Source organism: Priestia megaterium, from assembly GCF_023824195.1.
GTDB lineage: Bacteria > Bacillota > Bacilli > Bacillales > Bacillaceae_H > Priestia > Priestia megaterium_D.
The window spans coordinates 1,772,454-1,786,058 of record NZ_CP085442.1 but is presented as its reverse complement, the minus strand read 5'-3'; the positions used below and the strand labels follow the sequence as shown (position 1 = coordinate 1,786,058).

Annotated in this window: 13 protein-coding genes; 4 read left to right on the top strand and 9 right to left on the bottom strand. The window is 34.2% G+C overall.

Annotated elements, in window-relative coordinates:
* The first annotated feature begins 30 nt into the window (after nucleotides 1–30).
* The 3 genes from LIS78_RS09085 to LIS78_RS09075 all read left to right on the top strand — a co-directional run bounded on the left by LIS78_RS09085 (nucleotide 31) and on the right by LIS78_RS09075 (nucleotide 1,124).
* Nucleotides 31–222 (top strand): hypothetical protein, encoded by a 192-nt coding sequence (locus LIS78_RS09085; protein ID WP_245210677.1) that lies wholly within the window; start codon nucleotides 31–33, stop codon nucleotides 220–222.
* A 29-nt stretch (nucleotides 223–251) separates the two neighbouring features.
* Nucleotides 252–632: a RidA family protein gene (locus LIS78_RS09080; RefSeq protein ID WP_129542515.1), complete on the top strand. Its 381-nt coding sequence runs from the start codon at nucleotides 252–254 to the stop codon at nucleotides 630–632.
* Nucleotides 633–836: 204 nt separating this feature from the next.
* A complete protein-coding gene (locus LIS78_RS09075; RefSeq protein ID WP_195780485.1) occupies nucleotides 837–1,124 on the top strand; it encodes a hypothetical protein in 288 nt (95 codons plus the stop codon).
* A 654-nt stretch (nucleotides 1,125–1,778) separates the two neighbouring features.
* Here LIS78_RS09075 and LIS78_RS09070 read toward each other — a convergent pair.
* The 7 genes from LIS78_RS09070 to LIS78_RS09040 form a co-directional block, all read right to left on the bottom strand.
* Entirely contained in the window at nucleotides 1,779–2,339 is a 561-nt protein-coding gene (locus LIS78_RS09070; protein WP_195780487.1) for a maltose acetyltransferase domain-containing protein, read from the bottom strand.
* 76 nt (nucleotides 2,340–2,415) lie between these two features.
* Nucleotides 2,416–3,405 (bottom strand): carbohydrate kinase family protein, encoded by a 990-nt coding sequence (locus LIS78_RS09065; RefSeq protein WP_195783293.1) that lies wholly within the window; start codon nucleotides 3,403–3,405, stop codon nucleotides 2,416–2,418.
* Nucleotides 3,406–3,458: 53 nt separating this feature from the next.
* Nucleotides 3,459–4,919 carry a glycoside hydrolase family 32 protein gene (locus LIS78_RS09060; protein ID WP_195783294.1) on the bottom strand — a complete coding sequence of 487 codons (1,461 nt, stop codon included), beginning with the start codon at nucleotides 4,917–4,919 and terminating at the stop codon, nucleotides 3,459–3,461.
* Nucleotides 4,920–4,940: 21 nt separating this feature from the next.
* The gene (locus LIS78_RS09055; RefSeq protein ID WP_195780488.1) at nucleotides 4,941–6,182 is read right to left on the bottom strand and encodes an MFS transporter; all 1,242 of its coding nucleotides are present in this window, start codon (nucleotides 6,180–6,182) and stop codon (nucleotides 4,941–4,943) included.
* A gap of 180 nt (nucleotides 6,183–6,362) precedes the next feature.
* Nucleotides 6,363–7,109 carry a carbohydrate ABC transporter permease gene (locus tag LIS78_RS09050; protein ID WP_229754455.1) on the bottom strand — a complete coding sequence of 249 codons (747 nt, stop codon included), beginning with the start codon at nucleotides 7,107–7,109 and terminating at the stop codon, nucleotides 6,363–6,365.
* A 101-nt stretch (nucleotides 7,110–7,210) separates the two neighbouring features.
* Nucleotides 7,211–8,155, bottom strand: coding sequence for a carbohydrate ABC transporter permease (locus LIS78_RS09045; protein WP_252284997.1), 945 nt, complete (start codon nucleotides 8,153–8,155; stop codon nucleotides 7,211–7,213).
* 21 nt (nucleotides 8,156–8,176) lie between these two features.
* A complete protein-coding gene (locus LIS78_RS09040) occupies nucleotides 8,177–9,478 on the bottom strand; it encodes an ABC transporter substrate-binding protein (protein WP_209151397.1) in 1,302 nt (433 codons plus the stop codon).
* A 556-nt stretch (nucleotides 9,479–10,034) separates the two neighbouring features.
* Here LIS78_RS09040 and LIS78_RS09035 point away from each other — a divergent pair.
* Nucleotides 10,035–11,009, top strand: a complete 975-nt coding sequence (locus LIS78_RS09035; protein WP_209151396.1) for a LacI family DNA-binding transcriptional regulator — start codon at nucleotides 10,035–10,037, stop codon at nucleotides 11,007–11,009.
* 345 nt (nucleotides 11,010–11,354) lie between these two features.
* Here the strand turns inward: LIS78_RS09035 and LIS78_RS09030 are convergent, their stop codons facing one another.
* Complete coding sequence (locus LIS78_RS09030; RefSeq protein WP_209151395.1) at nucleotides 11,355–12,698, bottom strand: sugar porter family MFS transporter; 1,344 nt, start codon at nucleotides 12,696–12,698, stop codon at nucleotides 11,355–11,357.
* A gap of 52 nt (nucleotides 12,699–12,750) precedes the next feature.
* The gene (locus tag LIS78_RS09025; RefSeq protein WP_209151394.1) at nucleotides 12,751–13,593 is read right to left on the bottom strand and encodes a sugar phosphate isomerase/epimerase family protein; all 843 of its coding nucleotides are present in this window, start codon (nucleotides 13,591–13,593) and stop codon (nucleotides 12,751–12,753) included.
* Nucleotides 13,594–13,605 lie beyond the last annotated feature (12 nt).

Genomic DNA, 13,605 nt, shown 5'->3' with positions numbered 1-13,605 from the left:
ACTATCTTTCTAAGAGGAATGTATGTTCAAATGAAAAGTAGGTATTATTACTGGTGGGATATCGGAGATTGGTCTAGCTACAGCAGGATTATTAGCAAAAGAGGGCATGCATGTCATCGTATCGTAGCCTCTCGAAGTGCTGAAAAAGGAAAAGAAGCCCTTTCTATAATAAGAAAGTGGTCACCTAAATCGATTTTTATTAAAATCGATGCTTCTATATAAATATTTTATAATTAAAGGAGGAGTTTTATATGTCAAGAAAGGCTTTTAATGCAGATGGAGCTGTTGCTGTTGGCCCATACTCACATGCAGTTGAATCAGGGGATTTACTATTTTTATCCGGGCAAACCCCTATAGACTCACAGACTGGAAAGCTTGTAGAAGGTGATATTGTTAAACAGACAAAGCAATGCTTTAAGAACCTTTTTAATGTATTGGAAGCAGCTGGTTTAGTCCCTGACGATGTTAAAAAAGTAAATGTGTTTTTAACTAATATGGATAACTTTACAGCAATGAATGAAGTGTATGTACAACAATTTTCTGCACCATATCCTGCTCGTACAACTATAGGCGTAGCATCCTTACCTCTAGGTGCACAGATTGAAATAGAAATGATAGCTAGAAGATCATAGAAATAACGAAGCAGCATCCCTTGATAAAGCAAGGAACGCTGCTTCGTATTAATTGTTTTTCTACAATATATATAAATAATAAAACTTATTTTTATAAAATGTTTTATCATTTATATATAAGTTGTTAAAACTTTTAATCTTTAACCATGTATGAATATGATATAATAAACTATTAATTAATCTAGAAATAAAAGAATTGTTTTTATGATTGATAATCATAGCAAAATTATTAACATTGAAGATACGATAGACATGTTATCTGTTTTATTAAAGAAATTCATTTATATATATATACAACAAGGAAAATTAAATCCTATTAATAAAGATGATTGGCATATCGAAGGTCGTTATGAATTTAATATCTCGGTCACAACGGTGAATAAGTATATTAAGCAAGAACTCTTACCTGCGTTTCAAGAAGAATACCGGGGAATTAATAAACTACATGGGTTAATCAAAGGGACTATAGTTAGTTTAGAAGTAATAATGTAAATATAATTCAGGTCATAAAAAAAGCTCACCTTTTTTAGGTAAGCTTGTGAAGAGGAATATCTATGAAAAAATGCTTTACAGCATGATGAACAATTAATTTATCATTTAATAGTGAAGAAAAGATGAAAATTAACCACACTAAAAGGACATATCATAAGATATACCCTTCTAAGTTTTTTACTCTGTATTTATTTAAAAATGCATAATCATGGTTTGATTTGCCCTTGGACCAATAAAACTAGCTTTACCAGCATGTTCTCTTGTCATCATGACCTTTCACTTGAAAATTAAATATTTAGCCCTCTTTTTATCCATACTACTTTTGTTTGGTTCTTTAAAAGAGGGATTTTATTTCTAAATTTTCTTTTAAGTACCTCTACACTTGACTGTACAATATTTTATCTTTTAAATGATTATTTTTATCTCGCTTTTTTAGTGTATATGCTGGATTAAATGATAATGTCATTTTATAAAGCATCTTATCTTGTTTCTCTATAATTGCTTGATAGGTCCCTAGATAATGACCCAAATCATTATAATCTCTAATTTTCCCCATCCATATATCCAATTTAATCACCAATTAACTAATAAGTTAGTACTTCAAATCTCATTTGAAGTACTATTACTAAAATTCAGTGAAATATTCTTATGAACTTAATTTCCAATCTTTTTAATAATTTTCGCTGGATTCCCTCCCATCACTACATTGTTAGGTACGTCTTTAGTCACTACTGAGCCAGATGCAATAACAACATTGTCTCCTATCGTCACTCCTGGATTTATCACTGAACTTCCACCAATCCATACATTATCTCCAAAAATAATTGGTTTTGCGTATTCCTGTCCTGAATTCCGTTCATTTGGGTCAATTGGATGAGTTGCTGTATAGATATGTACACCAGGACCAAGTAAACAATTATCTCCAAACCTCACTTTACAAATGTCTAGGATGACACAATCAAAGTTTGCAAAAAAGTTTTCGCCAACAAATATGTTATAGCCGTAGTCAACTCTAATATTTGGTTCAACATATACGTTTTCCCCAGTAGAACCGAATAAACCTTTTAATAATTTAATACGCTTATTACCTTCACTCTCTAAAGTTTCATTATATATTCTAACCTGCCTTCTAGCATGTTCTCGATCCTTTCTTAATTGTGCGTCTGCAGGATTATACATTTCTCCACCTAACATCTTTTCTTTTTCAGTCCTCATTATTTAAATCCTTTCTTTTAACCCTTACTTATATTGTGAATTCCAAACTAATTCCTAATTATAAATACATATTTTCTTAAGCTAATCTGCCTCTTTGAGTAGCAATAAAGTTCATTATATGTTGTTTTCCAGGTGCTGCGTGAATCGCTCCTTTTACTGAAGCAGTAAGTGCCCCACTTGCATTAGCAAAGGTAAGCAATTGTTGATGGTGTTCACTCACTTTTTGACATAGATTTTCGCTCGATATATCAATTGCAAGCAATTCAGATAAAAAACCACCTATAAATGCATCACCTGCCCCGGTTGTATCTGAAACAGTTACTTTAAATCCTTTATCCTCAAATTGTTCTCCATTTTTCAAATAAATAATGGCTCCATCTTTTCCTTTTGTATAAACTACTACTTTTACATTGCCAACAAAAAGAGAGTTAATAGCTTCTCTTTCTCGCTTAATATTGGTTATGAAAAATAATTCTTCATCCGATACTTTCACGATATTTGCTAAAGGTAAAAAGTCTAGAATTGTTCGACGACAGCTTTCTTTATCAGGCCACAAGGGAAGACGAACGTTGGGATCAAAACTGACAATCCCCCCTATTTTTTGAAAACTATCTATTACTTTTATATGAGTTTGTTTCATTGGACTTTCGACTAAATCTACAGAACAAAAATGAAGAAGGTCTCCCTTATCAAACCATTCTACTTTCACCTCGTTTGGTAAAAGTAATAAGTCAGCTGAATTCTTTCTGTAAAAACTGAAGTCCCTATCTCCCAATTTATCTACAGATACGAATGCCAAACCGGTCTCTCCTTCATTACATCGGATAATGTATGAAGTATCTACTCCATTTCCTTCAAGCACATCTACTAAATAATCACCAAAGCTATCATTAGCTATTTTCGTTAGCATAACAGAATTCCCTCCATATTTTGCAATCGCAATTGCAACGTTCATAGGAGCTCCCCCAGCCACACGTTCAAAACTAGTAACTTCTTTTAAAGACTTTTCTTTTTGAACAGGAATAAAATCAATTAGTGTTTCACCAATACAAAAAACTCTTTTCAACATCTTCACCCCAAAACAATGAACAAGTGTTTGTACACTTGTTCATTCATAATTTATTTCCAGATATCTTTTAACTTCCAATATGTTAATTCCTTAATCCTTACATCCTCAACATCTGCAAACACTTCAATGCCTAATCTATCTTCAGTTGGATAAATCCGACTTGTCATAGTTGCTTGTCCTTCATTTGCAAATACTTCAATAGAGGATCGATCAATGAATATGCGTAAGGAAAGCTCTTGATTTGCTGTAAGAATGGTATTTCTCACACCGTCTTCAACTTTACCACACTTAGAACAATCGAGTTTCAGTGTTTGTTTGTCTAAGTGATACGTTAATACAGTCTCTTCCTGGTTAATTCCACGAATTCTTATTCCAACCGACTGAGCGTTACAATTAGTTAAGTCAAACACAGCTTTTATTTCAAGCAAATCTTCGTTTGTTTCTATTAAATAACTATTAGAAATCACATTGGTAAGTGTATTATGTTCAACCTCACGCAATAATTTTAATTCTTCCACAGGATTCATTAGAACTTTATCATTCTCTCCTAAGGTAACTTCACGTGGTAATGTAAGTGCTCCACACCATCCATCTTCTTTTGTTGGCATATCTGATTCCCACATATCCATCCAACCAATAGCAATTCGACGCCCTTTTTCATCTAATAACGTTTGAACGGCATAAAAATCATGTCCATTGTCTAACTCATTAAATGATCCGTGGATAAACTCGTTTGTTTCGTAATTGTAATCTCCAATTAAATATCCCGTCTGGAATAGGTTGTTATACAAATCTCCATCTTTTTTAATACCTTGTGGAGAAATCATAAGAACGTATTTTCCATCTAATTCAAAGAAATCTGGACATTCCCACATGAATCCGAGTTTTTCATTTCCTTTTGCCAATACACCAATGTATGACCACTTACGTAAATCTGGAGAACGGTATAAAATTACTCTTCCTATATTTTCCTTTGTTGAATTTCCTACTACCATATACCAACTATCTTTGTGTTTCCATACTTTAGGATCACGGAAATGATGACTACTATCCATAGGTGGTTCAGGAATTACTGGATTTTCTACAATCTTATGAAATGTTAAACCATCGGTACTAACAGCAAGATTTTGATTTTGGTAAAATAGATCTTTTTCTTTGTCCATATAGTGATGACCTGTATAGATTAAAGTTAATTCACCATTGTTATCTACTGCACTTCCAGAAAAACATCCATCTGCATCACAAATATCTCCAGGTGCAAGGGCAATGGGTAAGTGTTCCCAATGCACAAGATCTTTACTTTTTACATGTCCCCAGTGCATTGGACCCCAGTTTTCATCGTAAGGGTGATGTTGATAAAATACATGATATTCTCCTTTGTACTGTACCAAACCATTCGGATCATTAATCCAGTTGGCAGGGGCCATAATATGATAACCTAACCGATAACGGTTATTTACTCTTTCTTTTGCAGCATTCAATGCTTCTTGCGCTTGTTGAAGTTTGTTTATTGTGAACATTCTAACATCTCCTTATATAACTTGTTTTATGTCTTTTATATTTCCTTCTAAATCTTTACTTTTATTAGGATTTAATAAAGTGAACATTGAAATAATAGTAAAACAAAGGACCATTATTCCAAGAATAAGATAGGTATGACGAAACCCTATCATATCGTATAATTTACCCGCAAAAGGTGATAATAGAGATGCACCAATTTGAGAGGCAGCCTGAAATCCAACTAAATATAGAACAGAAGATAGTCGTGTATCGAAGTTAGCTGCAAAATATTTAAAAATAGCAATCAACATAATTGGTAATTCTAATGCATGTATTAATTTCATTGAGGAAATACCAATTGGGCCCACTACAAGTCCTGACCCAATGATACGAAGTGCCATTAGAAGACCAGCCAATAATAATCCGTTTTTGGCTCCAATTTTATTTACAATAAAAGGTGCAATAAACATCATTCCAGCCTCTAAAAATACTTGAAAAGAACTTAAATATCCAAATACTTGATTTCCCATGGCTTCATTTTGGAATAAAGATGTATAATAAATTGGAAATTGTTGATCGTAAACACTATAAACACACGTTACCCCAATCACATACATCATCAAAAACCAAAATTTCTTTAAGAGAAAAAGTTGTCCAACATCTTTTAATTTCACAGATTCAGCTTTTTCCAATTCATAATTTGTGACTTCTATTTTCACAGATAGAATAATAGCAACTAAGATAATTGCTGAAACAGATGCCACCCAAAAGTTTATATTGGGATTAATATTAAACAGCTGACCTGCAAAAAAAGTGGCTGATGCCCACCCTAACGAACCCCACATTCTAGACTTTCCGTATTCAAAACCGTATTTACGGCTAACTTTTTCAACATAGGTTTCAATGGCGCCAATACCAGCAGAAATACCAACTCCTAAATAAATAGCTCCAACAGCCGCGCCTAAAATTACATTATATTTTAATAGTGGTCCATATATATAAATATAGAATGGTCCTACCAATACAAGCAGTAAACTAATAAAAGATAATATATTTTTCTTTAAACCTATCTTGTCAGAGATATAACCATATACAGGCTGTATACACAATGCGAAGATAGCGTTTACAGAGAAAATTAAACCTGTAGCTGATCCACTTAAATGTAACTCTTGCTTTAACCAAATAGGAAATAAAGAGGCGCTAGAAGACCAAGTAAAAAAGAAAAAGAAAAAATAAGCACTTAACTTCCAATAGAGAACTTTTGAACTTTTCATGTTTGTTGCTCCTTTAACTAGATATGTAAAATCTTTGAAACAAAAACTGAAAGCACTTTCAGATTCATTTTATGTCAACCGGTTTCACAAGTCAATATTTTTATGTCAACCGGTTGACACTAAGGTGAAAAATTATCCGTACATAGGTATTACTTTCGCAACAGTAACCTAATTTCTTTCTTATTTAATGCCTGTGCCGGAACCACCAATTCCTTCTAAAATATAACGTTGAGCCACTATATAGATAAGAATTAATGGAATGGTGGATATTGTTAACACTGCCATAACTTGATTCGTGTAAACTGGCTCCGTACTATTGATTGCCGTAATTGCTACTTGGATCGGAAATTTTGACTTGTCCGTCAAGACCATCAAAGGCCAGATATAATCATTCCAACTTCCGATAAAAGCTAAGGTTCCAACTGTAGCAACAGCCGGTTTAGACATTGGTAACATAATCCTCAGGAATATTTGCCACGTATTTGCTCCATCCAATTTGGCTGATTCAATAATCTCTGCTGGAATGGCCATAAAAAAGTTTCGGAATAAATAGATATTAAATGCCCCTGCTAAGGCAGGCAGAATTACTGCAAGACGAGTATCTACTAATCCCAGTTTGTGAACTATAGTAAATTGTGAGATTAAGATTGTTTCCAGTGGCACGATTAAAAGAGCTAATAAAAGACCAAACAGTACTCTTTTTCCATTAAAATTCAATTTAGCGAACGCATAACCTGCCATCCCATTGATAATGACAGAACCTGCTGCTACACATAAACCATAAAACAAGCTGTTTACTATATAACCAAGTAAATGAAAGCGTGACAGAACTTGCTTATAGGATATAAACCAATCCGACGGATGAATAGAAGGTAGGAAAGCCTTGATACTGTTCATATTATTATAAACTTCTGCTTCAGGTTTCATCGATGATGCGATCATCCAAAACAATGGAAATATAAATAATACCGCGAGCAGAACTAAACAAATGTATTCTAAAATTGTTAAGGGCCCGAATTTCCGTCTCATTAGTCATCTTCCTCCTTCACTAATTTCCGTTGGGCTAGTGTAACCAATCCAATAATTGTTCCAAATAGAAGAGCAATGGAACTAGCATATCCAACCATTCGATCCGTAAAGCCAGTTTGATAAATGTAATATACAACTGTCATGGTGGAGTTTACCGGCCCCCCTTGCGTCATAACCATTGGTTGAACCAATAGTTTAAATGCACCAATTAATGTCGTAATAAAGATAAAGATGGAAGTAGGCTTTAATAAAGGTAATGTAATGTAAATAAACCGTTGCCATTTATTCATTCCATCTAGCTGTGCAGCTTCATAGACATCTCCAGGGATGTTCTGCAAACCTGCTAGAAAAATTAGCATCTGAAAGCCAGCTCCTTGCCAAGCTGAAACGAAAACAATTGTAAACATTGCCTGTTTAGGGCTTGTTAAGAACGGTTGAGCTGAGATGCCAAAGTACGTGAGTAAATTGTTGATGATTCCTTCATTTGGGTTTAACAAATACAGCCACAGAACAGAGATAACAACGAGCGACATCACCACAGGACTAAAGTAAGCTACTTTAAAAAATGTGTTAGCTTTACGTTGTTTGTTTAACAGGAGGGCCAGCCCAAGAGCTGCCCCTATCTGTAAAGGAATTACCCAAACGACAAATTTCAAGGTATTCACCAAACTTTTCAAGAAAATAGGATCTTTGAATAGATTGATGAAGTTGTCTAATCCTACAAATTTACGCATATCGGGTGTTAATAGGTAATAATCTGTAAATGCATAGTAGACAGACATAATAGCTGGGATAATGAGGAACAGCAACAAAAGTAATAATGCCGGTCCCAAAAACGTATAAGCCACTATATTTTCTTTCCACTGAATTTTGTTTTTTGTTCCTTTTTCTGCTCTTGGAAATATATAAACAGTCTTATTATCTTTCATTCCGACTTTATTCATAATGCCTCCTTCTAGCTGCTATTATCGATTTGCCTTATCGATAGCTGCCTGCATTTCTGTAGCACGTGTATCTAAGACTTTTTTGATATTTTTGTTTTGATCATAAAAGCTGATGTCATCAATTGTTTGTTGGAAAGCACGTGTTACTTGAGGATACGCTGGTGTTACCGGCCTTGCATGTCCTGATTCCTTTAATTGCTGCATGAATACATTCATTTGATCAGAAAATTCTTTTGTAAGTATTTTCTCGGAAGAGTAACGAACTGGCAATGCTGCAATTGTGCGACTTAATTCTAAATTCGAATCTTTATTTGTCATCCAATCCACTAATTTTGCAGACCATTCTTTATTTTCAGACTTTTGTGTCATTGCAAACTGCCAACTTCCTGAAGGTGAAACTAGTTTCTTTGTCTTTGGTGATACTGGATAAGGCATAACACCATAATCAACTTTTTGAAAGTTTGTTTCCATATCCGTTACTGTCCATACACCACTAAACTTCATTGGGTACTTTTCTGTTTCAAAAGCTTGTTTGACTGGAGTACGCGTTGTATAACCTTCTTTTAACATCGTTTGAATAAAAGTCATGGCTTCAACACTAGGCTTTTTATTAAATACACCTTTTGCTTTAGTACCGTCTTTCGAGAGAATTTCTCCACCTGCAGACCATACAAATGGCGTTAGTGCATACGTTAACATTTCATCTTTTGATTGTAATTGCATATCAATAGCCGGTTTATTATATTTTTCTTTCAACGTTTTACAAAGGGTCATGAATTGATCCCATGTCCAAGGATTATCAACTGTCGGTAACGTACTTAAATCAATGCCTGCCTCTTGTAGCATTTTTTTATTGTAGTAAATTCCCACGGATGATTCACTCGCACCAATCGCATACAATTTGTCTTTGTATGTTCCTTGTTGCTTGATACTCGGTAGTAAATCATCTTGATCTTTTACGTAATCATCTAGTGGAGCAATGATGCCAGATTTTGCATAAGCAGCTGTATTTGGACCATCCAACGTAATAACATCGGGTAATGTATCAGTTGTCAACGCTGCGTTTACTTTATCTTCATACCCTCCACCGTTCCCACTACGTGGAATAAATTCAATTTTAGCTTTAACATTTTTAGATGCATACTTCTTGTTAAAAGCGTCTACTCGTTTTTTATACACCTTACCTTCTTCACTATCGTCTGATACGTGTACCCACATTGTAACCATTTGTTTGCCGTCACTATTTACGCTTTTACCCTTACTACAACCTGCTACAGCAAGAATTAGTAATAAAGATATACCTACTAAAAACCATTTCTTCATACGTTCCAGTCCCCCTTATTTTTCCTTATTCACAACAAATATATAAAAGCGCTTTCAAGGAGTATTTTATGTCAACCGTTTACATATGTCAATCGGTTGACATGTTTTTTTTGAAATATCAAACTTTTCGCTCCTACCCTTAAAATGGAGGTATAATATATTAGAATATATGTATTATCAATATCTCGTTCATAATAAAAGTTAATGTTTGTTCGATATAAGCTAATAGTAATTAACCCCTAATTCTTGCACATGTTAGAGATATTTTCTACAATAAGTCCGTAACAAATAAACTTTAATTAATTAAAGTATTCCTCAAAATAAACTATTTCACAATATGAATTTTTTATTAATCAGGAAATTGTAAAGCTATCAAAGGAGGAATTAATTTTAATTGTTATAAAGTGTCTACATAATGTATAACAAGCTATTTTCCTAACCTAATCAAAAAATTATTATGTGACTAAAAAATATAAAAGCTTTTTTAAATAATAAAGATAAAAAAATCCTAATATAATATTAACAAGTGATATTTAGTGGGATAGGAGGAAAGATAATGAAACCTAATATCCATGACGTAGCAAAGGTTGCAGGAGTTTCATCAACAACAGTTTCACGTGTCTTAAATAATCGAGGTTACATAAGTGAGAAAACAAAGGATAAAGTTTATAAAGCAATGGAGGAAATTAATTATTTCCCAAACGATTTAGCGCGTTCCTTATTTCATAAAAAAACAAATTTAATAGGGTTAATTATACCCAATTCAAGTAACCCGTTTTTCGGTGAACTTGCCTTTCATATTGAAAGTGTTTGTACATCACTAGGTTATAAATTATTGCTTTGTAACAGTTTAAACCGTATGGATAAAGAGGAAAGATACTTAGAAATGCTTATACGAAACCAGGTAGATGGGGTCATTGTTGTAACATACAACCGAGGAGTCCTAGATTATCATAAACAAAATTTACCCATCGTAGCAATTGATCATTATTTGTCTAAAAAGATTCCTGTTGTAGGATCCGATAATTATGATGGAGGGAAAAAAGCTACAGAATTATTAATAAAGAAACAGTGTGAAAATATTATTCATATTAATGGCCCACTTGATCTGGAAACACCAGCAAACTTAAGAAGAAAAGCGTATGAGGATGTTATGAAGGAATACGGAAAATTACCAATTACATATGAAGTCTCTCCTCAAAAGAGCCGGGAGGAGGTAATCGCTAAGCTTTTTGATGAACATCCAGAAGTAGACGGTATTTTTGCAAGTGATGATCTAATTGCGGCTGCCGTCATAACAGAATCTAGAAAAAGAGGAAAAGATATACCTACTCAATTAAAAGTGATTGGTTACGATGGAACAGAAACAGTAAAAGCTATACTACCGGAATTAACGACCATACAACAACCTATTGATTCTATTGCAAAGGTAGCAATTGACATTTTATCTAAAGAGATTGAGGGCGAATTCACCAATATAGAACTTGAAACATATCTGCCTGTTAAGCTTTTAGAAGATGGAACTACTTAAATAAATTCATAACATTTACATAGGAAAAAGTTTTCTCTTTAAAGACCTGAAAGCAATTTATTTTTAATTTAGAGTGATTAAAATAACTACTTTTCCCCAGAGATTTCGAGCTTGGTTGTCTCAGAAAGGTTGAGAAATCAAGGGTGTATAAAAAGTTTCATACACCAGCAAAAGAACTCTTGTTAGAGGCCTTCAGTATGGATTCTTTTGTCTGCTTTTTTTAAGAGACATTATATAAATACAAAAATAAGTCACATCTTATAAAAAGGCGTGACTTATTTTTACTCAGAATTTAAATTTTCTTGTTAATTTTTGAATCTATTCCTGATAGGCAATCAACCTATATTAGCTAACAGCTTGTTTATTTTTAAATGCTATCTCTAATTCAATTTCTTCTAGCGTTCGACCTTTTGTCTCGGGAACATATTTTATAACAAAGAGGAAAGCAAAAACACCAATAACTGCATATGTTAAGAATAGGACTCCTACCCCAACAGCCTCAACAAGTACTGGGAATGACATTGAGATGACGATGTTTGAAAGCCATAAAGCTGTGCTTGCTACTCCCATTGCTACGCCCCGCACATTCATAGGGAAGATTTCACCAAGAATGACCCATACGACCATACCCCAACTTGCTGAATATGCAACAATAAACAAAGAAAGGCAAGTTAGTAATAGCCATACAGGCACCTCAACCCATGTCATACCAACTCCTAGTGTACCAAGCGCAATCGTCATACCGATGTTTCCGATTAATAACAGCTTTTTGCGGCCAATTTTATCAATAAGAAGCATTCCGAGAATCGTAAACAAAATATTAAAAACTCCGATACCTATTGTTCCGGCAATGGCTGCTGTAGATCCAAATCCAGCTGTACTTAGAATGGTTGGCGTATAGTAAATAATTGTATTGGTTCCGATGATCTGCTGAAATACGGCAATACCGATTCCAATAAATAAAATAGAGCGTAAGCCAGGTGCAAAGAGCAGCTTTAAGCTTACCTTTTTTTCAGCCTTTACCTGCATAATACTTCTTATTTCTTCTTCCACTTGGTGTGAATACCTTGTTAGAGATAATACTCTACGTGCTTCATTTTCACCTACATTCTGCCAAAGCCACCTTGGACTTTCGGGCATAAAGAACATCCCTAACATTAGTAAAACAGAAGGAATAACAGCTAACCCTAGCATCCAATGCCAATTTTCTGAAGCTGCAAACATGTAATTTACGAGATAGGCCATAAAAATACCAAGAGCATTCATAATCGTGTTTAATGAAGAGACCTTACCACGAATATTTGCTGGAGCCATTTCAGCTAAATAGAGAGGGACAATACCTGAAGCCCCTCCAACTGCTATTCCCAGTTCAATACGAAACGCAATTAAAGTATGTACATTAGGAGAAATAGCTGTTCCAATTGCGCCAATTGTAAATAGTACACCTAACATAATAATTGTTTTCTTTCTTCCATATTTATCGGCTACAGGTCCACTAAAAGCTGCGCCCACAAGGGCACCAATTAAAACTCCACTTACAACTAACCCTTCAAGAAAAGGTGTTAGCCCCATGTCTTTTTTTATAAAAAGAAGAGCACCTGAAATAACCCCTGTATCATAACCAAATAAAAGCCCACCTAAAGCACCAAAACAATAAATTACCCACCTATACATTTTTTGTTTATTCATGGTCCACCCATCCGCCCCTTTAGTTGAATCTTTTTTAGCAAAGAAATACTATTTAGAGTTGTTTCACGAGCTTGAAATTATTTTGTAAAAACGATAAACTTTCTTCCGCGAACGTATAAATCATATTCATATTTTCTCCCTTATTCGCTTGAAAAGGATTTGGACCAGGAGCTGTTGCTTCTACTACAACATATCCATCAAAGTTTATCTTCTGTATTCCAGAGATAAATGGTTTAAAGTCTATGTGGCCACGCCCCATGCCTCTTCGATTACTGTCAGCTACATGAAGAATATGCAGTTTGTCCTGTGCATCTAAAAAGGGAAATTCAAGATCTCGCTCTTCAATATTCATATGATAGGAATCTAGCAACATTTTCACTTTAGGGTGATTAACTTCTTTAACAAATTTTGTAGCATCGGCTCCTGTGTTAACAATACAACTCTCATATCTGTTTAAAGGCTCTATTACAAGAGTAATATTTAATTCCTCTGCTTTTTTCGTTAATCTTTGTACAGAGTCAATAGCCCATTTCCAATCCTCTCCAGTGTTGCCCATTGGAGCTGTTTTTCCAACTGCAGAAGGACAAACAACTAAATATTCTGCTCCTACCTCTTTAACAGCTTCAATTTGCCTTTCAAAGGATGCGACTGCTTTTTTTCGGTTATCTTCGCTTCGATTAGCTAAATCTTGTTCTTCGTTTGGCCAACCAGTATCACCTGTCAAACCACTTATTTCTAGATCTAAATTTTTCGCTAATTGTTTAATATCGCGCCAGTTATAATCATCTACTGCAGCTCTAATTTCTATTGCGTCATACCCGGTTTTTGCAACAAACTCCATTGTCTTTTCTAAAGGAATATCTCCAAAAGTCCAACTACAAATTGAAAATTTCATCTCTATTCTCCT

What these genes read in the sequence shown, in the direction of transcription:
- LIS78_RS09070 (WP_195780487.1), bottom strand. Translation starts at nt 2,339, where the DNA reads ATGAGGACTGAAAAAGAAAAGATGTTAGGTGGAGAAATGTATAATCCT.
- LIS78_RS09045 (WP_252284997.1), bottom strand. Translation starts at nt 8,155, where the DNA reads ATGAATAAAGTCGGAATGAAAGATAATAAGACTGTTTATATATTTCCA.
- LIS78_RS09035 (WP_209151396.1), top strand. Translation starts at nt 10,035, where the DNA reads ATGAAACCTAATATCCATGACGTAGCAAAGGTTGCAGGAGTTTCATCA.
- LIS78_RS09075 (WP_195780485.1), top strand. Translation starts at nt 837, where the DNA reads ATGATTGATAATCATAGCAAAATTATTAACATTGAAGATACGATAGAC.
- LIS78_RS09050 (WP_229754455.1), bottom strand. Translation starts at nt 7,109, where the DNA reads ATGAAACCTGAAGCAGAAGTTTATAATAATATGAACAGTATCAAGGCT.
- LIS78_RS09080 (WP_129542515.1), top strand. Translation starts at nt 252, where the DNA reads ATGTCAAGAAAGGCTTTTAATGCAGATGGAGCTGTTGCTGTTGGCCCA.
- LIS78_RS09025 (WP_209151394.1), bottom strand. Translation starts at nt 13,593, where the DNA reads ATGAAATTTTCAATTTGTAGTTGGACTTTTGGAGATATTCCTTTAGAA.
- LIS78_RS09085 (WP_245210677.1), top strand. Translation starts at nt 31, where the DNA reads ATGAAAAGTAGGTATTATTACTGGTGGGATATCGGAGATTGGTCTAGC.
- LIS78_RS09040 (WP_209151397.1), bottom strand. Translation starts at nt 9,478, where the DNA reads ATGAAGAAATGGTTTTTAGTAGGTATATCTTTATTACTAATTCTTGCT.
- LIS78_RS09030 (WP_209151395.1), bottom strand. Translation starts at nt 12,698, where the DNA reads ATGAATAAACAAAAAATGTATAGGTGGGTAATTTATTGTTTTGGTGCT.
- LIS78_RS09055 (WP_195780488.1), bottom strand. Translation starts at nt 6,182, where the DNA reads ATGAAAAGTTCAAAAGTTCTCTATTGGAAGTTAAGTGCTTATTTTTTC.